This window comes from Nonomuraea rhodomycinica (assembly GCF_013363995.1).
GTDB classification, from domain to species: Bacteria; Actinomycetota; Actinomycetes; order Streptosporangiales; family Streptosporangiaceae; genus Nonomuraea; species Nonomuraea rhodomycinica.
The window spans coordinates 346,214-368,483 of the sequence record NZ_JABWGO010000005.1 but is presented as its reverse complement, the minus strand read 5'-3'; the positions used below and the strand labels follow the sequence as shown (position 1 = coordinate 368,483).

Sequence of the window (22,270 nt, the reverse complement as noted above, 5' to 3'; positions counted from 1 at the left end):
CATGGCTTGACAGCAGCGCGAGGGGGATTCGTGAAATATCGGGGCTTTCCGCTCATCCTGGTCTGCGGTGCGTGGGGCGTGTTCTGGGGAGCCTGGTCGGCCCTGCTGCCCGCGGTGAAGGACCAGCTCGGGGCCTCCACCGCCGACCTCGGCGCGGTCCTGGCGGCGGTGCCGGTGGGGGCGATCCCGGCGATGGCCGTGACCGGCAGGCTCGCCCGCGGGCGCGAGCGCGACGCCCTCCTGCTCGCCTGCGCCGCGTTCGGCCTCAGCGTCGCCGCCGTCGGCTGGACCTCGTCGCTCGTGGCCCTGGGCGCGGGCCTGCTCGTCCTCGGCGCGGCCAGCGGCGCGCTGGACGTCGCCCTCAACCTGGCCACCGGGAGGGCGGAGCGGGAGACCGGGCGGCGGCTGTTCCAGCCGGTCCACGCCGCCTTCCCCCTCGGGGTCATCCTGGCCGCCCCCGCCACCGGGCTGGCCCGCCAGCTCGGCCTCGGCACCACGGCGGTGCTCGCGGCGCTGGGCGCCCTCGTGCTCGCCGCCTCGGCGTCGCTGCTCCTCCTGCCGCTCGGACGCGGCGCCGTCGGCGCGGGTACGTCCGGCGGGCGGCGGCGGTGGCGCGCGGCGGCCCTGCTGGGCGGGCTGACGGCGTGCGCGCTCGTCATCGAGAACGCGGTGGAGCAGTGGTCGGTGCTGCTGCTGGAGGACTACCGGGCCGCCTCGGCGCTGGCCGCGAGCGCGGCCCCGGCCGTGTACATGGGGGCGCTGACCGTGGGCCGCCTGGCCGCGCAGGCCCTGCCCCGCCTGCCGCGGCGCGCCCTCTACCTGGTCGCCGGACTGGGCGGGGGAGCGGGGATCGCCCTCGCGGGCTGGGGCGGGCCGACGGAATCCGTGCCGGTGTCGCTGGCCGGGTTCGCCCTCACCGGGCTCGCCCTGGGGCCGCTGGTGCCGGCCATCCTGAGCCGGGCCGCGGCCGACGACCCGAGCGGGGCGCTCGTGTCAGGGGTCTCCGTCGTGTCGTACACCGCGTTCGTGATCAGCCCGCCGCTCGTGGCGGGGCTCGCCGCCTGGCTCGGCCTGCCGGCCGCCCTCTCGGCCCTGGCCCTGCTCGCTCTCCCGCTGCTGGCCCGCGCCGCCGTCGCCCGCTGACCGGGCGCCGGGCATGCCGGGGGAATATGGCGGTTCGTTGGGGCAACAGTGGCATTCGGCGGGGTATGTCCCTGCGGCGTACCGGTGACAGCGTGAGGGGGACCACCATGGCCGTCTGCGAGACCTGCGGCAACGACTACGACATGGCCTTCGAGGTGCACGCCCAGGGAGCCGTGCACACCTTCGACTCCTTCCAGTGCGCGATCCACGCCATGGCGCCGATCTGCGAGCACTGCGGGGCCCGTGTCATCGGGCACGGCGTCCAGGCGGGCGAGCACTGGTACTGCTGCGCCCACTGCGCCCGCCAGGAGGGCAGCGACGGGATCGTGGACCGGGTGATGGCCGGCATGTCCGGCTGAGCGCCGGTGCCGTCCGTCCGCCCATGGCGGGAACGGCCCGTGGGGGAGACACTGGACGTGTGGCCGACTTCGACGTAGCCGTCATAGGCTCCGGACCCGGCGGGCAGAAGGCGGCCATCGCCGCCGCCAAGCTCGAGAAGCGGGTCGCCGTCATCGAGCGCCGCAACATGATCGGCGGCGTCTGCATCAACACGGGCACGATCCCGTCCAAGACCCTGCGCGAGGCCGTCCTCTATCTCACGGGTCTCAACCAGCGCGAGATGTACGGCCAGAGCTACCGGGTCAAGGACGAGATCACGGTGGGCGACCTGGGCATCCGCACCCAGCACGTCATCGGCCGCGAGATCGACGTGATCCGCAGCCAGCTCGCGCGCAACCACGTCGCCGTGCTGCCCGGCACGGCGCGCTTCGTCGACCCGCACACCCTGGACGTGCTCGACGAGCAGGGCCGCGACGTGAAGATCACCGCTGAGAAGATCATCATCGCGACCGGCACCCGGCCGGCCCGCCCCGGCTCCGTCGAGTTCGACGAGCAGACCATCATCGACTCCGACGGCATCCTCAACCTCGCGGCGGTCCCCGGCTCGCTCGTCGTCGTGGGCGCCGGGGTCATCGGCATCGAGTACGCGTCCATGTTCGCCGCCCTCGGCACCAAGGTCACGGTCGTCGAGCGGCGCGAGCGGATGCTGGACTTCTGCGACCTGGAGATCGTCGAGGCGCTGAAGTACCACCTGCGCGACCTGGCGGTCACGTTCCGCTTCGGCGAGTCGGTCGCGGCCGTGGAGCGCCGGCCCAGGGGAGCGCTGGCGCTGCTGGAGAGCGGCAAGAAGATCCCGGCCGAGACCGTGATGTACTCGGCCGGGCGCCAGGGCATGACCGACGGCCTGGGCCTGGAGCTGGCCGGCCTGTCGGCCGACGACCGCGGCCGCATCCGGGTGGACGAGCACTACCGCACGGCCGTGCCGCACATCTACGCGGTGGGCGACGTCATCGGGTTCCCGTCGCTGGCGGCCACCTCGATGGAGCAGGGCCGCATCGCCGCCCACCACGCCTGCGCCGAGCCGCTGGCCGGGATCCACCATCTCCAGCCGATCGGCATCTACACGATCCCGGAGATCTCCTTCATCGGCCGCACCGAGGACGAGCTGACCAAGGCGCAGGTGCCGTTCGAGGTGGGCATCTCGCGCTACCGCGAGCTGGCCCGCGGGCAGATCATCGGCGACACGTACGGCATGCTCAAGCTGCTGGTCTCGCCCGAGGACCGCTCGCTGCTGGGCGTGCACGTCTTCGGCACGGGCGCCACCGAGCTGCTGCACATCGGCCAGGCGGTCATGGGCTGCGCCGGCACGATCGACTACCTGGTGGACGCGGTCTTCAACTACCCGACGCTGGCCGAGTCGTACAAGGTGGCCGCCCTCGACGCGATGAACAAGCTCCGCCGCGTCGCCCGCTTCGAGCTGTGACTCCAGTACCTTGATCGACTCCTCGGGGCGGGGATCGCGCTGAGGCGGCACGAATCTGAGGCGGCAAATACGGAAATATCCCTACATCCTTGGCCCGTGCCGGCCGCTACGCTCCTCGGAGTTCACCGACAGGAGGCAAGGGTGGGGATCAAGGGCGCGGGACGGTGGCTGCCCGCCTTCCTGGTGCTGGCGGCCATCTGGGGCAACAGCTTCTTCTTCATCAAGGTCGCCGTGGAGGTGCTGCGGCCGCTCCAGGTGTCGTTCGCGCGCATGGTGCTGGGCGCCGCCGCGCTCCTCGCCGTGGTCGCCGTGAGCCGCAGAAGCCTGCCGCGCGACCCGCGCCTGTGGGGACACTTCCAGGTCGCGTCCGTGGTGCTGACGACGGTCCCGTTCACGCTCTTCGCGTACGGCGAGCAGTACGTCTCCTCGGTGGTCGCGTCCATCTGGAACGCCACGACGCCGCTGTGCACCCTCGCCTTCACCCTGCTGCTGCGGGCCGAGCGGCCCACCGCGGGCCGGGTGGCCGGGCTCGGACTCGGGTTCGCCGGGGTCATGGTCGTCCTGGGTGTGTGGCAGCCCATGGCGGGCGGCCAGCTCGCGGGTAGCCTGGCCTGCTTCGGCGCCGCGCTCTGCTACGGCGTCGGCGCCGCCTACATGGGCCGCTTCATCACCGGGCGCCGCCCCGAGCCGCCCGTGGTGCTCGCGGCCGGCCAGCTCCTCAGCGGTGCCGTGCAGGTCGGCGTGGTCACGCTGGTGGCCGGCGTGCCGCTGGTGGACACCTCGGCCCCGGCCCGGGTGTGGTGGAGCCTGATCGCGCTGGGCGGCCTCGGCACGGGGCTGGCCTACCTGCTGCTGTACTGGGTGCAGGGCCAGGCGGGGGTGACGACGACCTCGACGGTGACGTACCTGATCCCGGTGTTCGCGGCGGCGTCCGGCGTGGTGGTGCTGGGCGAGAGGCTGAGCTGGAACCAGCCCGTGGGCGCCCTGGTGATCCTCGCGTCCATCGCCCTCAGCCAGGGGGCCGTCCGCCTCACCCGCGACCGCGCGGGCGTACCGGTGCGCTGAGCGCCACCGCGCGACGGTCGGCGGGACATGGGGGCGGTCACTCGTCGGCCGGTCAGTCGTCGGACGGTCACTCGTCGGGCTGGGCGCGGCGGGTCCGGGGTGCCGCGGGTTTCTTGCGGCCCGCGACCAGGGTGTCGCCGGGCGAGGGGGACGTCGGGGGCTCGTCGGCCGGCGGCGGCTCGGAGGCCGGGCGGCGCGCGCGTGGATGAGGCGCGGTGTCCTGCCGGTCGCTCTTCTCCGCGTCCGTACGGGCCCGGGCGCGAGCCGCCGAGGCCGCCGGTCCGGTGCGCTCCGTCGCGCTCGACGCCGTCCCCTGCTCGCCGGACGCGCCGGGATCCTGCCCGCCGCCGGACGCGCCAGGAGCGTGGGCACCGCCGGGAGCCTGGGCCGCGGACGACGCGCCGGGAGCCTGGACCCCGGACGACGTGCCGGGCGGCCGGGCCGTGTCGGCCTCGCCGGCGGAAGCGCTCGCGGGGGCATCGGGCTCGCGCAGCGAGGCGATGACCCGGTCGGCCTCCGTGTCGGCCGCGAACTCGCTGGCCGCCTCCGACTCCCGCCGCCGGATCACCACCATGTGGTCCACCGACACCCGGCCGGCCCCCACGACGGCCAGCAGCAGCGCGGCCACGCCGAGCAGCACCAGCTCGTTCACGGTGATGGGGTTGAGCGGCGGCGCCACCAGGAACACGGCCAGCGCCTCGGCGAACAGCACCAGCCCCGTCAGCGCCACCAGCAGCCCGGCGATGAGCAGCGCGCCGCCGATCAGCTCGGCGAGCATGGTGACCGTGGCCCACGCCCGCGGCGCGGGGGCGCCCTGCTGGGCGAAGTGCGTGCCGGTGGTCTTCAGGCCGTCCTCGAGCTTGTGCCAGCCGTTGGCGAAGAAGATGCCGCCGACGCCTAATCGGGCGACGAGCGCGGCGAGATCATGGAGGGCCTGTCTCACGGTAGATGTCTGCCCGGAGCGGGACATCGCACACCTCAATCACGGCGCAGCAGCATGGCCACGGCTACGGCGGTCAGGCTGAGCAGGACGATGCTCACCACGACCGTGGTGTGCAGGGCGTTGACGAAGGCCCAGCGGGCGGCCGTGAGCAGCGCGTCCCCCGCGCTGCCGCCGACCTCGTGGGCCACGTGGGCCGCGCCGGCCAGCGACTGCCGGGCCTGGTCCATGCCCGCGCCGGGCACGCCGGGCACGGACGGCAGGCCGGGCGCGTACACGATGGTGGTGATCGTGCCGAGGACGGCCACGCCGAGCCCGGCGCCGAGCTCGTAGGCGGTCTCCTCGACGGCGGCGGCCCCGCCCGCCCGCGCCTCGGACACCGACGACATGATCGTGTCGGACGCGGCCAGCAGCGCCACCTGCACGCCGAACCCGATGCCGACGAAGCAGACGCCGAGCATGACGGGATGGCTCTCGACGCCCCAGCTCAGGGTGGGGGTGAGGGACAGGGCGACGAGCCCGAGGCCGCCGCTCATGGTGGCGCGCAGCCCGGCGCGCGGCAGGATGTGGGCCGCGGCGAGCCCGCCGGCGATGGCCGACAGCACCAGCGGCAGCATCCGGACCGCCGCCCGGGGCGGCGGGTCGCCGAGGACGAGCTGGAGGTACTGCGCCAGCATGAGCTGGAGCCCCACCAGCGCGAACACGCCCAGCAGCACCCCGGCCACGCCGGTGGCGAAGGCGCGGTTGCGGAACAGCCCGATGTCGAGCAGCGGCGCCGCCAGCCGCGACTGCCGCCGGACGAACCACACCAGCAGCCCCACCCCGGCCAGGAAGACCGCCACGGACGCGCCGAACGGCATGAGGCTGCCCGAGCCCGCCTCCTTCAGCCCGAACGCGAGCGCCAGGATGCCCAGCACGGACAGCACGGCGCTCAGCCCGTCCCACGGCCTGCTCTCGTCCCTGCGCGAGTCGGGCAGCAGCCTGGCTGCGGCGGGCAGCAGCACCAGCAGGATCGGCACGTTGATGAGGAAGACGGCGCCCCACCACACGCTCACGAGCAGCCCGCCGATCAGCGGGCCCACGGCGGCCCCGGCGGCGGCGACCGCGCTCCAGATGCCGAGCGCGACGGCGCGTTCGCGGCGGTCGGTGAAGACCTGACGGATCAGCGACAGCGTGGCCGGCATGATCATGGCGCCGCCGACGCCGAGCAGCGCCCGCGCCAGGATGAGGAAGAGGGGGCCGGGGGAGAAGGCCGCCGCGGCCGAGGCGACGCCGAACAGCACGTAACCGCCCAGGACCAGCCGTTTACGGCCGTAGCGGTCGCCGAGCGTGCCGAACATGATCAGCAGCGGCGCGACCACCAGCGAGTAGACGTCGATGATCCACAGGAGCTGCACGGCCGACGGCTCCAGGGCCGCGGTCAGGGCCGGCACGGCGATGTGCAGGACCGTCGCGTCGACCGTGATGAGCAGCAGGCTCAGGCAGAGCACCAGGAGGATCGCCCAGCGGCTGTCGGGGTTTCGCCGGGCCCCACGCCGTACGAGGGGTGCGGCCTGTGTGACGGTCATGGACCTCCTTGCCGGCCGATCCGTCCACAACGGGCCCGCGCGTGCCTGTGGTCGCCGTGAGTGCGGGAGCCCGACGGTTCGTGCCTCTGCTCTCTGCTGCTAGCCGCGCCGCCCGGGACGCCGCCTGGTCGGGACGCCGCCTGGTCGAGACGCTGATGATGGGAAACGCTGCCTTCGGGCTCCTCCGCTCCAGCTTGCGTGGCAGCTTAGGCCATGGCTTGCGCTTGGTATAGCGGTATCGACGCATCGAAGGCCCTCACGCGTACCTCTCTAGAGAGATACAGCCCTATGTCGCGACCTGTTCAACTTTCATCGAACAGCCGATCATGAGCGAGTGGGGACGGACGGAAATCATAGCAAGAACCATGAAAAAACCGACAAATCCCCGCGCGAATGGTGCGCCGAAGCCGTCACCCGCCTCCACGCCGGCCGCCCCGAGGAGGCGCTGCACGCCGCCCACCGCGCCGCCGAGGCGGCCGCGCGCGACGACCACGGAGAGGCCGCCGCCGCGGGGGAGTGGGCGCACCGGCTGGTGAGCCTGGCCCTCGAACGGCTCGGCCGCGACGCCGAGGCCGTGGCCCCTGCGCGGGAGGCGGTACGGCTCTCGCCCGGCTCCTGGGCCGCCCGGGTACGCCTGGCCGCCGCGCTGTCCCGCCTGCCGGGGCACGCGGACGAGGCCGCCGCCCAGGCGCGGCTGGCCCGGTCGTTCGCCCCGGAGCAGCCGGCGGTCCACGCCCTGGAGGGGGACCTCGCCCTGCTGCGCGGCGACCACATCCACGCCGCCACGGCCTACCGCACCGCCCTCTCCCCGCACCCCACCCTCTCCCCGCACCCCGCCCTCTCCCCGCACCCCGCCCTCTCCCCGGACCCGGAGCTCGCGCACCCCGCCCACTCCGCGCACCGGGACGTCCTGCGCCCGGACCTCCCGCGCCCAGACCTCGCGCACCCCGCCTTCTCCCCGCGCCCGGACAGCTCGCGCCCGGACCTCCCGCGCTCAGACCTCGCGAACCCCGCCTTCTCCCCGCGTCCGGACCTCCCGTACGCCGGTGCGGCCGGGGAGGAGGCGGTGCTGGTTCGGGCGCGGGTCAACCTGGGGCTGGCGTTGCTGCGCTGGGACCGGCCCCGGGCCCATCACGACCCCTCCTGGCCGGTGGACCCCCGCGAGACCGGCCGGGCCAGGCGTGCCCTGGAGGTGTGGGCGCGGCAGGCCCGCCTGCTGGTGGCGGCGGCCACGCTGGGGGTGGCGGTGGTCGCCTACACCGCCGGACTCGCCGTCCAGGCACAGTGGGGCGGTCTGGCCGCGCTCGGGCTGCTGGCCGTCCTCACGGCGCGGCAGGTCCGCCGGGTACGGGTGTGGCCCCGCGTGCCCGCCATGCTGGGGCGCGACCCGTGGCTCGGGACGGAGGTGGCCTCGGCCGCCGTGTCGGTGGCCGCGTACACCGCCTGGCTGGCCCTGACCGCCCTCCCGGGCGTGCCGTCGCGGCTCGACCCGGTGTGGGCCGGGCTCGCGGCGATCGCGGTGCTCGGCTGGCCGGCGCACGCCGCCCTGCGCGCCCTGGCCGGTACGTGGCGCGGCCGTCCGGTCGGGGCCCTGGAGCAGTTCGCCGCGGCCGCGTACGGCGAGCGCACGACCCGCGAGCCCGCCTTGAGGAGCGGGTCGGCGGCGCGCCGGAGCACCGGCGAGAGGGAGCGGACGGCGCGCGGCGACGCCCCTGAGCGGGTGCGAATGGCGCCGGGGAACCTCCCTGAGGGGTTGCGGGCGGCGCCGGGGAACCTTCCTCAGGGGTTGCGGGCGGCTCGGGGGAACGTCGTGGAGGGGTTGCGGACGGCGCGCCGGAATGCCGGGGTGGCGCTGTGGATCATCGCCGGTCGCACGTGGTCGATGCTGGTGCCGCTGGTCCTGGGCGCCCTGGCCGTCGAGCCGAGGGTCGCGCTGGTCGCCGTGGCGGTGCCGTACCCGCTGCTGCGCTGCTATCGGCGCGTCCGTCCCGTGCCGGGCGCTCGCCGCGAGGACGGGTGGTTGCGCGCGGCGGTGCTCCTTATCGTCGTGGCGGCGGCCGGGTGCGCGGCGGGCGCCCTGCTCGGCGGCCTCGCGCATGTCACGCATCTCGCACAGCCGCCCGGCGCGACCGGCCACGGCGGCCCGGCGGGAGGCACCGGCGGCGCCGTGGGTGGTGCCGCCGGCCTGCCGAACGGCGCCGTGAGCGGAGCCGCCGGCCTTCCTGGCGGCGGTCCCTGGGTCGAGGGGGCCGCATGGGCGTGGCGGGTGGGCATCGCGGCGCTGGTCCTGGTGGCCGTCGTGTTCGCGGTGCGGGCCGCGCGCTCGTGGTGGCGCGGCGGTCCGGGGCCCTGGCGCTCCTCGCTTCTCATGTGCGACCTGCCCGCCGGTGACGAGCCGTCCGTGCCGCTCGGGCCCGAGGCGCGCCAGGCGCTCGCGTACGCCAGGACCGTCGTCCTGTCCTTCGCCGACCCCCTCGGCCCGCGGACGGTCGGCGCGGCGGCGTCCATCGGCCCCGCGGGCGAGCTGCGGCTCGTCGCCGAGGCCGGGGCGGGCGAGGCGGTGGAGGCGGACCCGCGGGTGGCGGTGTTCGCGGCGGGCCCGTCGCCGCGCCGCCGCTGGGTGGAGGTGCGCGGGGTCGCCGTGGCGGGCTCCGGCCTGCTGCGCGTCACCCCCAAGCAGGTGCTGACCGGAGACTTCCCCGGACGGCACCAGCGCGGCTGACCCCCGCGGCGGCAGCACCGGGCACACCCGCCGCGCCGATCCGGGTCATTCACCCGCCGCGCTGATCCAGGCCGTTGATCCGCGGCACTCATCCGACGGCGCTGATCCGCGGCGCTGCTCCGGCAGCGTTGATCCGGCGGTGGCCGTGTCGGGCGCCCTCTTCGTCCCCTACGTCCCCCGAGCGTCAGGCGTCACGTGGCGTGTCAGGTCCGCCCAATCGTCGGTCTGGTGCGGTATAACCGGGGGCGGACCGGGGAGGCGTGATGCGTGAGTCCGGCAGGGCCCAGGCCGCGGGGCGGGTCGCGGCGCGGGATCTGTTCGAGCGGGTGCGCCTGCGCTATTTCCATCTGCCCCCGGCCGTACGCCGGGTGATGTACGCCTCGGCGCTGATCGGGTCCGTCGGCCTCGGCGCGGCCCTCGGGTGGGACCTCGCCCGGACGTTCCTCGTCACCCTGACCCTGCTCGCCTTCGCCGCGCTGACCCTGCGCTTCCCGCGCGCCGCGGCCACCGCCGTGGTCGTGGCCGCCTGGGTGGTGCTGATGCCGGTGTTCGTCATGCTGTTCCCGGTCGGCTCGCCCGCCCCGACGCTCCTGCTCGCGCTGGCCGTGCCGGTGGCGGGCGTCGCCCACCTGATCCGCTGGGTGCCGCCGTGGCTGACCGCCCTGCTGGCGCTGCTGCCCGCGGGCTTGCTCGCCGCCGCGCTGTCCCTGGTCTCCGACGCCACCGCCGTCTGGGTCGCGTACGGCGTGGCCGCCGCGGTGCTGCTCTACCGCTTCGTGCTGGCCCGCCGCGCCCGGGCCGAGCTGGCCGGCCAGGAGCAGGAGCAGTTGCGTGTACGGGTGCGCGAGGGCGGCCCGGCGCAGCAGCACGAGCGGGGGGCGGCGCCGCCGAGCATCTCGGTCGAGGAGGCGCTGGGCGAGCTGGAGAGCATGATCGGCCTGGCCCCGGTCAAGGAGCAGGTGCGCTCCATCGCGGCCTCGATCGAGGCGTCCCGGCTGCGCGCCGAGGCCGGCTACACGGCCGGCCGGCCGACCCGGCACTTCGTCTTCTCCGGGCCGCCGGGCACCGGCAAGACCAGCGTGGCGCGCACCCTCGCGAAGATCTTCTACGCGTTCGGCCTGCTCGACACCCCGTACGTGGTGGAGGCGCAGCGGGCCGACCTGGTCGGCGAGTTCCTGGGCGCGACCGCCATCAAGACCAACGAGCTGGTCGACCGCGCCCTCGGCGGCGTGCTGTTCATCGACGAGGCGTACAGCCTGGTCAACTCCGCCGACGGGCAGCCCGACCGGTTCGGCGCCGAGGCCGTGCAGACCCTGCTCAAGCGGGCCGAGGACGACCGCGACCGGCTGATCATCATCCTGGCCGGCTACGAGCAGGAGATGGCCGGCTTCCTGGCCTCCAACCCCGGCCTGGCCAGCCGGTTCGCCACCCGCGTGCGCTTCCCCGGCTACTCGCCGGCCGAGCTGGCCGAGATCACCGAGCTGCTCCAGCGGCGCCGCGGCGACACGATGTCCGGCGAGACCAGGGCGGCCCTGCTCGGCCTGTTCGAGGACGTCCACCGGCGGGGGCTGGTGGACGAGCTGGGCAACGCCCGCTTCGCCCGCAGCCTGGTCGAGGCCGCCGCGCAGGCCCGCGACGTGCGGGTGGTGGGCGCGGGCGGCACCCCCTCCACCGAGGACCTCGTCACCACGACCACGCCCGACGTGACCAAGGCGTTCAACGAGCTGACCGCGCGCTTCCGCGGCCACGAGGCCACCCCCACGCTGGAGGAGGCGCTGGCCGACCTCGACCGGATGGCCGGGCTGGCCCCGGTCAAGCGGCAGGTCCACGCCATCGCCGCGCAGCTCCAGGTGGCGCGCATGCGGCAGGAGCGGGGCCTGCCCACGCCGCCGCAGACCCGCCACTTCGTGTTCGTCGGCCCGCCCGGCACCGGCAAGACCACGGTGGCCCGGGTCGTCGGCCGGGTGTTCGCCGCGCTCGGCCTGCTCGCCCGGCCCGACGTGGTGGAGGCGCAGCGCGCCGACCTCGTCGGCCAGCACCTCGGCGCGACCGCGATCAAGACGAACGAGCTGGTCGACCGGGCGCTCGGCGGCGTGCTGTTCATCGACGAGGCCTACAGCCTGGTCAACCCCGGCTACGCGGGCGGCGACGCGTTCGGCGCCGAGGCCGTGCAGACCCTGCTCAAACGGGCCGAGGACGACCGCGACCGGCTCGTCGTCGTGCTGGCCGGCTACGAGCGCGAGATGGACGCCTTCCTGGCTACCAACCCCGGCCTGGCCAGCCGCTTCAACCAGCGCGTCGCCTTCCCCAGCTACACCCCGGCCGAGCTGTCGGAGATCGCGGTGCTGCTGGCCGACAAGTCCGGCGACCGTTTCGACGAGGCGGCGCTGCGCGACCTGGACGAGGTCTTCACCTGGGTGTGCGAGGAGCGGCTGATCGACGGGCTCGGCAACGGCCGCTTCGCCCGGTCGCTGTTCGAGCGCGCGGCCATGCGCCGCGACGTGCGGCTGGCCGCGCTGGCCTCGCAGGGCGGCTCGGCCACCTCGGCCGAGCTGACCACCATCATCAGCGAGGACGTGCGCACCGCCGTCGACGAGATCTCAGGCCGGTAAACCCCGGGAGCGCGGGCCCCGCGCGTCCTGGCCCACGGCCCGTCGCATGGTGTAGCAATATGACTACGCATCGTGCGCGGGAGGGGGGAGCATGGCGGGGTTCCTGGCCCGCAGGCTGCTCAACTACGTCGTGCTCGTCGCCGTCGCCGCCAGTCTGGCGTACATGCTGGCCGCCACGGCCCTCGACCCGCGCTCCAACTACGCCGACCGCACGCCGAAGCCGCCGCCGGCGGTCATCGACGCCCAGCTCACCGCGCTCAACCTGAACGACCGGGTCCCGCTGCTGGAGCGCTACGCCGTCTGGGCCGGCGGGGTGCTGCACGGCGACCTCGGCAAGAACGTGACCGGCTCGCCGGTCAACGACGACATCGCCCGGCGCGCCGGGGTCACCTTCCGGCTGGTGCTGCTCGGCATGATCGTGGGCAGCGTCGGCGGGGTGCTGCTCGGCGCGCTGGCCGCGGTCCGCCAGTACGGGTGGTTCGACCGCGTGTCGACGGGCCTGTCCTTCGCGGTGCTCGCGGTGCCCGTGGTCGTGCTGGCCAACATGCTCATCCTGTTCGCCACCTGGGTCAACGACCGGCTGGGCACCCAGGTCTTCCTGGTCAGCGGCGAGTACACCGGCGGTCTCGACACCGGCTTCTGGGGCAGCGTGCTCGACCGGATCCAGCACCTCGTCCTGCCGACCGTCTCGCTGTCGCTCGCGCTGGTGGCGGTCTTCAGCCGCTACCAGCGCAACATGATGCTGGACGTGCTCGGCGCCGACTTCGTCCGCACCGCGCGGGCCAAGGGCCTGAGCCGGCGCGCGGCGCTCACCCGGCACGCGCTGCGCACCGCGCTGGTGCCGGTCATGACGTACTTCGCGTTCACGTTCGGGGCGCTGCTGACCGGCGCCACGTTCACCGAGAAGATCTTCGGCTGGCACGGGCTCGGCGAGCAGCTCATCAACTCGATCTTCACCAACGACGTCAACACCGTGGCGGCCATCGCGCTCCTCGCGGCCGTGGCGGTGCTGTGCGCCTCGCTGGCCTCCGACCTGCTGCACGCCGCGCTCGACCCGCGGGTGAGGGCGGGATGACGCTCCCCGAGGAGGAGGTGGCCGAGGAGCTGACACCCGGCGTCCCCGGGCGGGGGCCGCGCCGGGCGCCGTCCCGCGGCCGGGTGGTCGTCCGGCGGTTCCTGCGCTCGCGGCAGGGGGCGGCCGGGCTCGCGGTGCTCGTGGTGATGTTCCTGCTGGCCTTCGCCGGGCCGCTGCTCAGCCCGTGGTCGTACACCGACCGCGACTTCACCGCGTTCCTCCAGCCGCCCTCGGCGAGCCACTGGTTCGGCACCCTGCAGACCGGCGCCGACGTCTACGCCGTGACGCTGCGCGGCATGCAGAAGTCGCTGATCGTGGGGCTGCTCGCGGCCCTGGTCTCGACCGCGCTGGCCGCGCTCGTCGGCGCCTTCGCCGGGTACTTCCCCGGCTGGGCCGACCGGACCCTGACCTGGCTGACCGACCTGCTGCTGGTGCTGCCCGCGTTCCTCATCCTGGCGATCATGTCGCCGGTGTTCGGCGAGGGGACGTGGGCGCTGTTCGTGCTCATGCTGTCGCTGTTCCTGTGGATGGTCACCTCCAAGATCGTCCGCAGCATGACGGTCTCGCTGAAGCGGCGCGAGTTCATCCAGGCCGCCCGGTTCATGGGCGTCCGCCCGGTGACGATCATCTTCCGGCACGTGCTGCCCAACCTGTCGTCGCTGCTCATCGTGGACGCCACGCTCAACGTCAGCGCCGCCATCCTCACCGAGACCTCCCTGTCCTACTTCGGTTTCGGCATCCAGCCGCCCGACGTGTCGTTCGGCACGCTGATCGCCGACGGCTCCAAGACGGCCGTGTACGCGCCGTGGACGTTCTGGTTCGTCGCCGGGCTCCTCGTCGTCACCGTGCTGGCCGTCAACCTCGTCGGCGACGCCCTGCGCGACGCGTTCGACCCGACGTCCACGAGGCCGCGATGACACCCATCACCACGAGGCGGCGATGACGCCCGCCACCACGCCCGAGACCGCCCCGGCGCCCACCTCGGCGTCGGCGCCCGTGCTCGACGTCCGCGATCTCGGCGTCTGCTTCGGCGACGTGCCGGCCGTGCGCGGCGTGTCCTTCGAGGTACGGCCGGGCGAGGTGCTCGGCGTCGTCGGCGAGTCCGGCTCCGGCAAGTCGGTCACCGCGTCGGCGATCATGGGCCTGCTGCCGTCGTCGGCCCGCGTGTCCGGCTCGGTGCGGCTGCACGGCAGGGAGCTGGTCGGCGCCCGCGACAAGGAGCTGAACGCGCTGCGCGGCCGGGCCATGTCCATGGTCTTCCAGGACCCGCTGTCCGCCCTCACCCCCGTCTACCGGGTCGGCGACCAGATCGCCGAGGCCGTGCGGGTCCACCAGCGGGTCACCAAGGAGCAGGCCATGGTCAAGGCCGTGTCCCTGCTCGACCTGGTCGGCATCCCGCACCCGGCGGAGCGGGCGCTGGCCTTCCCCCACGAGTTCTCCGGCGGCATGCGGCAGCGCGCGATGATCGCGATGGCCATCGCCAACGACCCCGACCTCGTCATCTGCGACGAGCCGACGACCGCGCTCGACGTCACCATCCAGGCCCAGGTGCTGGAGGTGCTGAAGAAGGCGCGCGACGAGACGGGCGCCGCCATCATCATGATCACCCACGATCTGGGGGTGGTCGCCGGGCTCGCCGACCGGGTACTCGTCATGTACGCGGGTAGGCCGGTCGAGGTGGGGACCGTGGACGACGTCTACTACCGGCCCCGCATGCCGTACACGGTGGGGCTGCTGCGCTCGATCCCGCGGGTGGACCGGGGCGCTCAACGGAGGCTGGAGCCCATCGAGGGCTCGCCTCCCTCGCCCGCGGCGCTGCCGCCGGGCTGCCCGTTCGGGCCGCGCTGCCCGCTGCACGTCGGCGCCTGCGACGAGGCCGAGCCGCCGCTGTTCGAGACCGGCCCCGGCCACCTGGCCGCCTGCATCCGCTGGGAGGACGAGGCGGCGTCCCAGGCCGAGACGGCCGTGTCGGAGACCGGGACAGCGGCGGAGGAGGCCGGGACGGCGGCGGAGGAGGCCGGGACGAGACCCCGGGCTCCCGCGGAGGCCGGCGAGGCCGAGGAGGCGAAGGAGGCCGCCGTCCCGAGAGGCGAGCCGGTGCTGCGGGTGGAGGGCCTGGTCAAGGACTACCCGCTGCTGCGCGGCGCGGTCTTCAAGCGCCGCGTCGGCACCGTCCACGCCGTGGCCGGGGTCAGCTTCGCGATCCGCGAGGGCGAGACGCTCGGGCTGGTCGGCGAGTCGGGCTGCGGCAAGACCACGACGCTGCTGGAGATCCTGGAGCTGGCCAGGCCGCAACGCGGCCGCGTCGTCGTCTTCGGCCACGACACCGCCCGGCTCGGCCCCGCCGAGCGCATGGCGATCAGACGCGACATGCAGGTCGTCTTCCAGGACCCGCTGGCCTCGCTCGACCCGCGCATGACCGTCCACGACGTCGTGGCCGAGCCGCTGCGCACCCACGGGCTCGGCGACACCGGCCGGCGCGTCGCCGAGCTGCTCACGCTCGTCGGCCTGGAGCCGGAGCACGCCGAGCGCTACCCGCAGGACTTCTCGGGCGGCCAGCGGCAGCGCATCGGCATCGCCCGGGCCCTGGCGCTGGAGCCCCGGCTGCTCGTGCTCGACGAGCCGGTCTCGGCGCTCGACGTGTCCATCCAGGCCGGCGTCATCAACCTGCTCGCGTCGCTGAAGGCCAGGCTCGGCCTGTCGTACCTGTTCGTGGCGCACGACCTGGCCGTGGTCCGGCACATCGCCGACCGGGTCGCCGTCATGTACCTCGGCCGGATCGCCGAGATCGGCTCCGTGGACGCCGTCTACGACGCCCCCGCACACCCGTACACCCAGGCGCTGCTGTCCGCCATCCCGCTGCCCGACCCCGCCCGCGAGCGCTCGCGCAGGCGGATCCTCCTGGAGGGCGATCTCCCGAGCCCGGCGCACCCGCCGTCGGGCTGCCGCTTCCGCACCAGGTGCCCGAAGTTCCGCACGGTGCTGACCGAGGACGAGCGCGTCCTGTGCGTCGAGGCCGAGCCCGATGTGCTGCCGGTCGGCGAGCCCGCCGGCGACCAGGGCGCGGCCTGCCATTACGCGGAGAAGCTCGACGTCGTCCAACCCAGGAGGAACTCCCGATGAAGGCACACGCAGCCCGGATCGCGGCCCGCACGGCCGTCGCCGTGGCCGTCGCCCTGTCCGTCCCGGCCGCGCTCACCGGCTGCGGCGGGCGGCAGGGCGCGGGGGGCGGTCCCGGCGACGAGACGGCCCAGGCCGTCAAGGCGTACGACATCAACCCGCAGCCGCGCGAGAAGGTCAAGGACGGCGGCACGCTGCGCTGGGGCGTCAACGAGTTCCCCGCCCAGTGGAACCGCAACCACGTCGACGGCAACCTCGCCGTCGCCGCCGTGATCAGCAACGCGCTGCTGCCCGCGCCGTTCCTGTCCGACGAGAAGGCGGTGATCAGACCCAACCCCGACTTCGTCCTCGACGCGAAGATCACCTCACGGGAGCCGAAGCAGGTCGTCACCTACCGGCTCAACCCCAAGGCCCACTGGTCCGACGGCAAGCCCATCACGTGGGCCGACTACGAGGCCCAGTGGCAGGCGCTCAACGGCAAGGACCCGCGCTACCGCATCGTGTCGGCCACCGGCTACCAGGACATCCAGAAGGTCGCACGGGGCCGCGACGACCACGAGGTGGTGGTGACCTTCGCCCGGCCGTTCGGCGACTGGCAGTCGCTGTTCGGCCCGTTGCTGCCCGCCTCCGCCAACCGCACTCCCGACGCCTTCAACAACGCCTGGCTGAACAACATCCCCGTGACCGCGGGCCCGTTCCGGCTCAAGGGCTTCGACCAGACCGCCAAGACCATCACGCTCGTCCGCGACGAGCACTGGTGGGGGCAGCGCGCCAAGCTCGACCAGATCGTCTACCGCGCCTCCGAGCAGGACGCGCTGATCGGCGCGTTCGGCAACGGGGAGCTGGACGTCGCCGACATCGGCCCGTCCGCGCCCGACTACGCCCGTGCCCGCACCACCCGCGACGCCCAGGTGCGCCAGGCGGCCGGCCCCGACTTCCGTCACATCACCTTCAACGGCTCCAGCGACCTGCTGCGCGACCAGCGGGTCCGCCAGGCCGTCCAGCTCGGCGTCAACCGGCAGGCCATCGCCCAGTCCGACCTGCAGGGGCTCGACTGGCCGATCACGCCGCTCGACAACCACTTCTTCATGAACACCCAGGAGGGCTACCAGGACAACGCCGGCCCGCTCGGCGCCTACGACCCGGCGCGCGCCAAGCAGCTCCTCGACCAGGCCGGCTGGAAGGTCGCCGGGGCGGTCCGGCAGAAGGACGGCAGGCCGCTCGCGCTGCGCTTCGTCGTCCCCTCGGGCGTGCAGGTCAGCAAGTCGGAGGCGGAGCTGGTGCAGAGCATGCTGAGCCAGATCGGGGTGCAGGTCTCCATCCAGGCCGTGCCGAGCGACGACTTCTTCACCAAGTACGTCATCCCCGGCAACTTCGACCTGACGGCGTTCGCCTACATCGGCACCCCGTTCCCGGTGTCGAGCAGCTACGGCATCTACGCGAACGCACCGGACGGCAAGACGTGGAACGCCAACTTCGGGCGCACCGGGTCGCCGGCCATCGACGACGCCATGAACAAGGCGAGCCAGAGCCTCGACCCGGCCAAGGCCCGGGCCGCGACCAACGAGGCCGACCGGCTCATCTGGCAGGAGGTCAACGTCCTGCCGCTCTACCAGCGCCCGCAGAACGTCGCCGTGCGGTCGTCCCTGGCCAACGTCGGCGCCCGCGGCTTCTACGACCTGCGCTACGAGAACATCGGCTTCACCCCTTGATCCGGCCGGTCCCCCCGCCTCGGCCGATCCGGCGGTCGGGGCCGGGCCGAGGGACTGTCGGCGGCATCCGGTAGAACGGGGCCGTGACGACTTCCCTCGCCTGGTCCCAGATCCTCGCCTGGCGGCTGCGCCGGCAGTTCGTGAGCAGCCCCGACGGCGCCGACGCCGTGGCGGTCGCCCGGCGGCTGTGCGGGGTGCAGGCGCAGGTCGCCTCGTCGGCGCGCCTCGCGGTGGCCGTCAGGAGCGCCCGCCCCGACCCGGGCGGCCCGGACCGCGCGCTGTGGGAGGCCCGCACGCTGGCCAAGACGTGGGTCATGCGCGGCACCCTGCACCTGGTGCCCGCCGACGCGCTGCCCGACCTGTGCGCGGCGCTCGGCACGCTGCGCTTCTGGGAGAAGGCGTCGTGGCAGCGCGGGCACGGCGTCACCGCCGCCGAGATCGAGGCCGTCGTCGACGCCGTGCCGCGGGCGCTGGGGGAGCGGCCGATGACCCGCGAGGAGCTGGTCGGCGCCGTGGTCGAGGTGACCGGCGACGACCACCTGAGACAGGCGCTCACCTCCGGGTGGGGCGCGCTGCTCAAGCCGCTCAGCCGCCTCGGCGAGCTGTGCTACGGGCCGCCGCGCGAGGGCCGGGTCACCTTCACCGCCCCGCACCGCTGGCTGCCGGGCTGGCCCGCCGCGCTGCCGCCGCAGGAGGAGGCGGGGGTGCGGGTGGCCCGGGCGTTCCTCGGGGCGCACGGGCCGGCGACGCCGGAGATGTTCGACAAGTGGCTGTTCGGCGGGGTGGCGCGCAAGGCGGTGCTCAAGGCGTGGTTCCGTGACCTCGGGCCGGAGCTGACCGAGGTGGAGACCGACGACGGCCGCACGCTGCTCGCCCTCACCGAGCACCTCGACGAGCTGGCCGCCACCCGGCCGTCGGAGGAGGTCTGCCTGCTGCCGAGCTTCGACCCGTACATCCTGGGCGCGCCCCGCGACCTGGAGCCGCTGATCCCGGCCGGCGTCAAGGCCAGGGTCAGCCGCCAGGCGGGCTGGATCTCGCCGGTCGTGCTGCGCGGCGGGCGGGTGGCGGGCGTCTGGCGGCCCGAGGGCGGCCGGGCCGTGGTGGAGCTGTTCGAGCCGGTGCCGGACAGAGCCCTGGGGGAGGCCGTGGAGCGGGTGGAGTCGCTGCTGGCCGCCGTCCCGGCGGACACCACCGACCAGGGCGACACCTGAGCACACCTCCGGGTTCTGCGACACTTGCGGGATGCAGCGTCCATTCACCCAGGTCGATGTGTTCACGTCCGTTCCGTACCGCGGCAACCCGCTGGCCGTCGTCCTCGACGGCGAGGGGCTGACCACCGAGGAGATGCAGCGGTTCGCCCACTGGACCAACCTGTCGGAGACCACGTTCGTCCTGCCGCCGACGGACCCGGCCGCCGACTACCAGGTGCGGATCTTCACCACGGACTCCGAGCTGCCCTTCGCCGGCCACCCCACGCTCGGCACCTGCCACGCCTGGCTCGCGGCCGGGGGCAAGCCGCAGCAGCCGGGCGTGGTCGTGCAGGAGTGCGGGGCCGGGCTGGTGAAGGTGCGGGAGAGCGAGGGCGGGCTGGCCTTCGCCGCGCCGCCGCTCGTCAGGTCGGGGCCCGTGGAGGAGGCGTTCGCCGAGCACGTGGCCGGCCTGCTGCGCCTCGACCGGAGCGAGATCGTCGACATCGAGTGGGCCGACAACGGCCCGCACTGGGTGGCGGTGCTGCTGCGCGACGCCGACGCGGTGCTCGCGGTGGAGCCGGCCGTCGTCGACTGCTTCATCGGCGTGGTGGGGCCGTACCCCGAGGGGGCGCCGCAGGCGTTCGAGGTGCGTGCGTTCTGCCCGTTCGCCGGCGGCACCGTGGAGGATCCGGTGACGGGCAGCCTCAACGCCGGGGTGGCCCAGTGGCTGCTGCGCACCGGCCGGGCGCGGGCGCCGTACGTGGCCGCCCAGGGCACGCGGCTCGGCCGCGCGGGACGGGTCCATGTCTCGGCCGACGACGAGGGCACGATCTGGGTGGGCGGCTCGGTCGTCCCCTGCGTCTCCGGGCACGTCGAGCTCTGAGCCTCCCGTGGCGGCTCCGCCGGCCGCGTCTGCCGCGGCCGTGTGCGCCGCCGTCGCGGGCGCCCGCGTCGGGGCCGCTCCGAGCGTCCGGGCGGCCTCGCGGCGTCCCCGCGCGGCTCAGGCGACGCGGTGGGTGGTGAACCGGACCCGGTCGCCCGGCCTGAGCTGGGCGGCCACCGGCAGGTCGGCCGTCACCAGCACCGCGATGACGGGGTACCCGCCCGTCGGCGGGTGGTCGGCGAGGAACACGATCGGCTGCCCGCTCGGCGGCACCTGGAGCGCCCCGGCGACCATGCCCTCGCTGGGCAGCTCGCCCTCCCGCGCCCGCGCCAGCTCCCGGCCGCCGAGCCGTACCCCGACGCGGTTGCTGTCCTGGCTCACCGTGTACGGCTCCGCGCACAGCTCGGCCAGCGCCCCGGGCGCGAACCAGTCGTCGCGCGGCCCCGGCAGCACCCGCAGCACGGCGGGCCGCGGGCCGCGCGGCGGCGCGACGTCCGCGACGATCGGCTCCAGGCCCGTCAGGGGCCCCACGGGCAGCAGCGTGCCCGCGCGCAGCGGCTCGGGGCCCAGCCCCGACAGCGAGTCGGTCGAACGGCTGCCGAGCACCGGCTCCACCGCCACCCCGCCGCGCACGGCCAGATAGCTGCGCAGCCCCCAGGCGGGCGTCCCGAACCGCAGCTCGGTACCCGCCGGCACCCAGAACGGCACACCCCCACCAGCCGCCGGAGCGCGCCATCGGCCCCCGCCGGACGCGGTCAGCGGCACGGCGGAGAGCGGGCAGCCCGCGCCCGTGACGGCGACCCAGGCGCCCGCGCGGAAGGCCAGGCGCGCCCCGCCGAACGTCAGCTCGATCCCCGCCAGCCCCTCCGGGTTGCCGACGAGGCGGTTGGCCAGCCGCAGGGCGTCCGCGTCGGCCGCCCCGGAGCCCGGCACGCCCAGATGGGCCAGGCCCGGCCGGCCCAGGTCCTGCACGGTGGCGTACGGGCCGGGCGCCAGCACCTCGATCACCCGCGACGGCCCGGGCTCGGGCGTCCCGCTCATGCGCGCTCGAACCTCACCCGGGTGCCCGGCCGGAACGGCGAGGGCGGGTCGGCCGTGACGTCCCACACCCGCAGCGACGTGCGGCCCAGCAGCCGCCAACCGCCGGGCGAGGCGCTGGGATAGACGGCGGAGTACGGCCCGGCGACCGCCACCGAGCCCGCGGGCACGGACGTGCGCGGCGTGCCGAGCCGGGGCACGCGAAGGGCCGGGTCCAGGCCGGTGAGATAGGCGAACCCCGGCGCGAACCCCAGCCAGCCCACCACCAGGTCGCGCCCCGTGTGCCGGGCGACCACCTCCTCGGGGGAGAGGCCGGCCAGCTCCGCCACCGCGTCGAGGTCCTCCCCGTCGTAGACCACGGGGATCCGCACGAGATCCGGCTCGTCGGACCCCGCGACTCCGGTGGCGGCGCTCTCCGCCTCCGCCGTCAGCCGTTCCAGGGTGGCGCGCAGCCGCGCCGGGTCCGCGCCGGGAGCGACCACCAGGACCGTCTCCGGCCCCGGCACGATCTCCACCACCCCGCGCGGCCGGTCGTGCCGCAGCAGGGCGTCCAGGCGGTGCGACACCTCCAGGGCGCCGGTCTCCACGACCAGCCCGTGCTCGCCGGCCGCGCGGATCACGCGAACGCCTGGAGCACGACCCCGGCCTCCAGCAGCCCGTCGCGCACCGCCCGCGCCAGCCGCACCGCGTCGGGCGTGTCGCCGTGGACGCAGATCGAGCGGGCCCGCACCTCCACCGTGCCGCCGTCCACGGCCGTCACCGCGCCCTCCACGGCCATGCGGACGGCCCGCGCCGACACCGCCTCCACGTCGTGCAGGACCGCGCCGGGCTCGCGGCGCGGCACGAGCGCGCCCGCCGGCGTGTACGCCCGGTCGGCGAACGCCTCCGTCACCGTGGAGACGCCCTCGGCGGCGGCGACCGCGTGGACCGCCGAGCCGGGCAGCGTGAGGATCGGCAGCGCCGGGTCGTAGTCGGCCACGGCGTCCACGACCGCCTCGGCCTGCGCCGCGTCGCGGCAGATCCGGTTGTAGAGCGCGCCGTGGGGCTTGACGTACGAGACCCGCCCGCCCATGGCCCGCGCGATGCCGTCGACGGCCGCGAGCTGGTAGAGCACCTCGGCGCACAGCTCCTCGGGCTCGACGTCCATCTCCCTGCGCCCGAAGTGGGCGAGGTCGCGGTAGGACACCTGGGCCCCGATCGAGACGCCGCGGTCGACGGCCGCCGCGCAGGTGCGCCTGATCGTGACCGGGTCGCCGGCGTGGAAGCCGCAGGCCACGTTCGCGCTCGTGACGACGTCGAGCAGCGCGAGGTCGTCGCCGAGCGTCCAGATCCCGAAGCCTTCGCCCAGGTCGGCGTTGAGGTCGATCACCATGGACCCAT

At 74.6% G+C, this 22,270-nt stretch carries 17 protein-coding genes; 12 read left to right on the top strand and 5 right to left on the bottom strand.

All coding sequences use genetic code 11. From position 1 onward, the window contains the following. Positions 1-30 precede the first annotated feature (30 nt). From HT134_RS23180 to HT134_RS23165, 4 genes are all read left to right on the top strand, one after another. On the top strand, positions 31-1,143 hold the full coding sequence (locus tag HT134_RS23180) for an MFS transporter (protein ID WP_175602533.1): 1,113 nt from the start codon (positions 31-33) through the stop codon (positions 1,141-1,143). Between the two features lie 107 nt (positions 1,144-1,250). After that, positions 1,251-1,502, top strand: a complete 252-nt coding sequence (locus HT134_RS23175) for a metallothionein (RefSeq protein WP_175588134.1) — start codon at positions 1,251-1,253, stop codon at positions 1,500-1,502. A gap of 59 nt (positions 1,503-1,561) precedes the next feature. Continuing rightward, the gene (gene sthA, locus HT134_RS23170) at positions 1,562-2,965 is read left to right on the top strand and encodes a Si-specific NAD(P)(+) transhydrogenase (RefSeq protein WP_175602532.1); all 1,404 of its coding nucleotides are present in this window, start codon (positions 1,562-1,564) and stop codon (positions 2,963-2,965) included. Positions 2,966-3,106: 141 nt separating this feature from the next. After that, positions 3,107-4,030 carry a DMT family transporter gene (locus HT134_RS23165; RefSeq protein ID WP_312888347.1) on the top strand — a complete coding sequence of 308 codons (924 nt, stop codon included), beginning with the start codon at positions 3,107-3,109 and terminating at the stop codon, positions 4,028-4,030. A gap of 67 nt (positions 4,031-4,097) precedes the next feature. Here the strand turns inward: HT134_RS23165 and HT134_RS23160 are convergent, their stop codons facing one another. Together HT134_RS23160 and HT134_RS23155 are read right to left on the bottom strand one after the other, a co-directional pair. After that, complete coding sequence (locus HT134_RS23160; protein ID WP_175602531.1) at positions 4,098-4,973, bottom strand: DoxX family protein; 876 nt, start codon at positions 4,971-4,973, stop codon at positions 4,098-4,100. Positions 4,974-5,008: 35 nt separating this feature from the next. After that, entirely contained in the window at positions 5,009-6,538 is a 1,530-nt protein-coding gene (locus tag HT134_RS23155) for an MFS transporter (protein WP_175602530.1), read from the bottom strand. A gap of 334 nt (positions 6,539-6,872) precedes the next feature. On the opposite strand from HT134_RS23155, the gene HT134_RS23150 reads away from it, so the two are divergent. The 8 genes from HT134_RS23150 (at position 6,873) to HT134_RS23115 (ending at position 19,852) form a co-directional block, all read left to right on the top strand. Continuing rightward, positions 6,873-9,260 carry a hypothetical protein gene (locus tag HT134_RS23150; RefSeq protein ID WP_175602529.1) on the top strand — a complete coding sequence of 796 codons (2,388 nt, stop codon included), beginning with the start codon at positions 6,873-6,875 and terminating at the stop codon, positions 9,258-9,260. 263 nt (positions 9,261-9,523) lie between these two features. Then, positions 9,524-11,872, top strand: a complete 2,349-nt coding sequence (locus HT134_RS23145; protein WP_175602528.1) for an AAA family ATPase — start codon at positions 9,524-9,526, stop codon at positions 11,870-11,872. Between the two features lie 91 nt (positions 11,873-11,963). After that, complete coding sequence (locus HT134_RS23140) at positions 11,964-12,947, top strand: ABC transporter permease (protein WP_175602527.1); 984 nt, start codon at positions 11,964-11,966, stop codon at positions 12,945-12,947. Then, positions 12,944-13,864 (top strand): ABC transporter permease, encoded by a 921-nt coding sequence (locus HT134_RS23135; protein WP_175602526.1) that lies wholly within the window; start codon positions 12,944-12,946, stop codon positions 13,862-13,864. Before HT134_RS23140 ends, HT134_RS23135 begins: the two co-directional genes overlap by 4 nt. Positions 13,865-13,886: 22 nt before the next feature. Continuing rightward, positions 13,887-16,070, top strand: a complete 2,184-nt coding sequence (locus HT134_RS23130; RefSeq protein ID WP_175602525.1) for a dipeptide ABC transporter ATP-binding protein — start codon at positions 13,887-13,889, stop codon at positions 16,068-16,070. Next, entirely contained in the window at positions 16,067-17,779 is a 1,713-nt protein-coding gene (locus HT134_RS23125; protein WP_175602524.1) for an ABC transporter family substrate-binding protein, read from the top strand. Before HT134_RS23130 ends, HT134_RS23125 begins: the two co-directional genes overlap by 4 nt. An 83-nt stretch (positions 17,780-17,862) precedes the next feature. After that, the gene (locus HT134_RS23120) at positions 17,863-18,990 is read left to right on the top strand and encodes a winged helix DNA-binding domain-containing protein (protein ID WP_175602523.1); all 1,128 of its coding nucleotides are present in this window, start codon (positions 17,863-17,865) and stop codon (positions 18,988-18,990) included. A 31-nt stretch (positions 18,991-19,021) separates the two neighbouring features. Continuing rightward, positions 19,022-19,852, top strand: coding sequence for a PhzF family protein (locus HT134_RS23115; protein ID WP_175602522.1), 831 nt, complete (start codon positions 19,022-19,024; stop codon positions 19,850-19,852). Positions 19,853-19,969: 117 nt separating this feature from the next. Here HT134_RS23115 and HT134_RS23110 read toward each other — a convergent pair whose 3' ends face one another. The 3 genes from HT134_RS23110 to HT134_RS23100 are packed head-to-tail and all read right to left on the bottom strand — an operon-like array spanning position 19,970 to position 22,262. Then, positions 19,970-20,893: a 5-oxoprolinase subunit C family protein gene (locus HT134_RS23110; protein WP_175602521.1), complete on the bottom strand. Its 924-nt coding sequence runs from the start codon at positions 20,891-20,893 to the stop codon at positions 19,970-19,972. After that, complete coding sequence (locus HT134_RS23105; RefSeq protein ID WP_175602520.1) at positions 20,890-21,510, bottom strand: 5-oxoprolinase subunit B family protein; 621 nt, start codon at positions 21,508-21,510, stop codon at positions 20,890-20,892. The genes HT134_RS23110 and HT134_RS23105 overlap by 4 nt, the downstream gene beginning before the upstream one ends. Further along, positions 21,507-22,262 (bottom strand): LamB/YcsF family protein, encoded by a 756-nt coding sequence (locus HT134_RS23100; protein ID WP_175602519.1) that lies wholly within the window; start codon positions 22,260-22,262, stop codon positions 21,507-21,509. The genes HT134_RS23105 and HT134_RS23100 overlap by 4 nt, the downstream gene beginning before the upstream one ends. Positions 22,263-22,270: the final 8 nt, after the last annotated feature.

Excerpts from the sequence above, each read along its gene's own strand:
- HT134_RS23175 (WP_175588134.1), top strand. The coding sequence starts at position 1,251 with ATGGCCGTCTGCGAGACCTGCGGCAACGACTACGACATGGCCTTCGAG.
- HT134_RS23155 (WP_175602530.1), bottom strand. The coding sequence starts at position 6,538 with ATGACCGTCACACAGGCCGCACCCCTCGTACGGCGTGGGGCCCGGCGA.
- HT134_RS23145 (WP_175602528.1), top strand. The coding sequence starts at position 9,524 with ATGCGTGAGTCCGGCAGGGCCCAGGCCGCGGGGCGGGTCGCGGCGCGG.
- HT134_RS23140 (WP_175602527.1), top strand. The coding sequence starts at position 11,964 with ATGGCGGGGTTCCTGGCCCGCAGGCTGCTCAACTACGTCGTGCTCGTC.
- HT134_RS23135 (WP_175602526.1), top strand. The coding sequence starts at position 12,944 with ATGACGCTCCCCGAGGAGGAGGTGGCCGAGGAGCTGACACCCGGCGTC.
- HT134_RS23130 (WP_175602525.1), top strand. The coding sequence starts at position 13,887 with ATGACGCCCGCCACCACGCCCGAGACCGCCCCGGCGCCCACCTCGGCG.
- HT134_RS23125 (WP_175602524.1), top strand. The coding sequence starts at position 16,067 with ATGAAGGCACACGCAGCCCGGATCGCGGCCCGCACGGCCGTCGCCGTG.
- HT134_RS23115 (WP_175602522.1), top strand. The coding sequence starts at position 19,022 with ATGCAGCGTCCATTCACCCAGGTCGATGTGTTCACGTCCGTTCCGTAC.
- HT134_RS23110 (WP_175602521.1), bottom strand. The coding sequence starts at position 20,893 with ATGAGCGGGACGCCCGAGCCCGGGCCGTCGCGGGTGATCGAGGTGCTG.
- HT134_RS23100 (WP_175602519.1), bottom strand. The coding sequence starts at position 22,262 with ATGGTGATCGACCTCAACGCCGACCTGGGCGAAGGCTTCGGGATCTGG.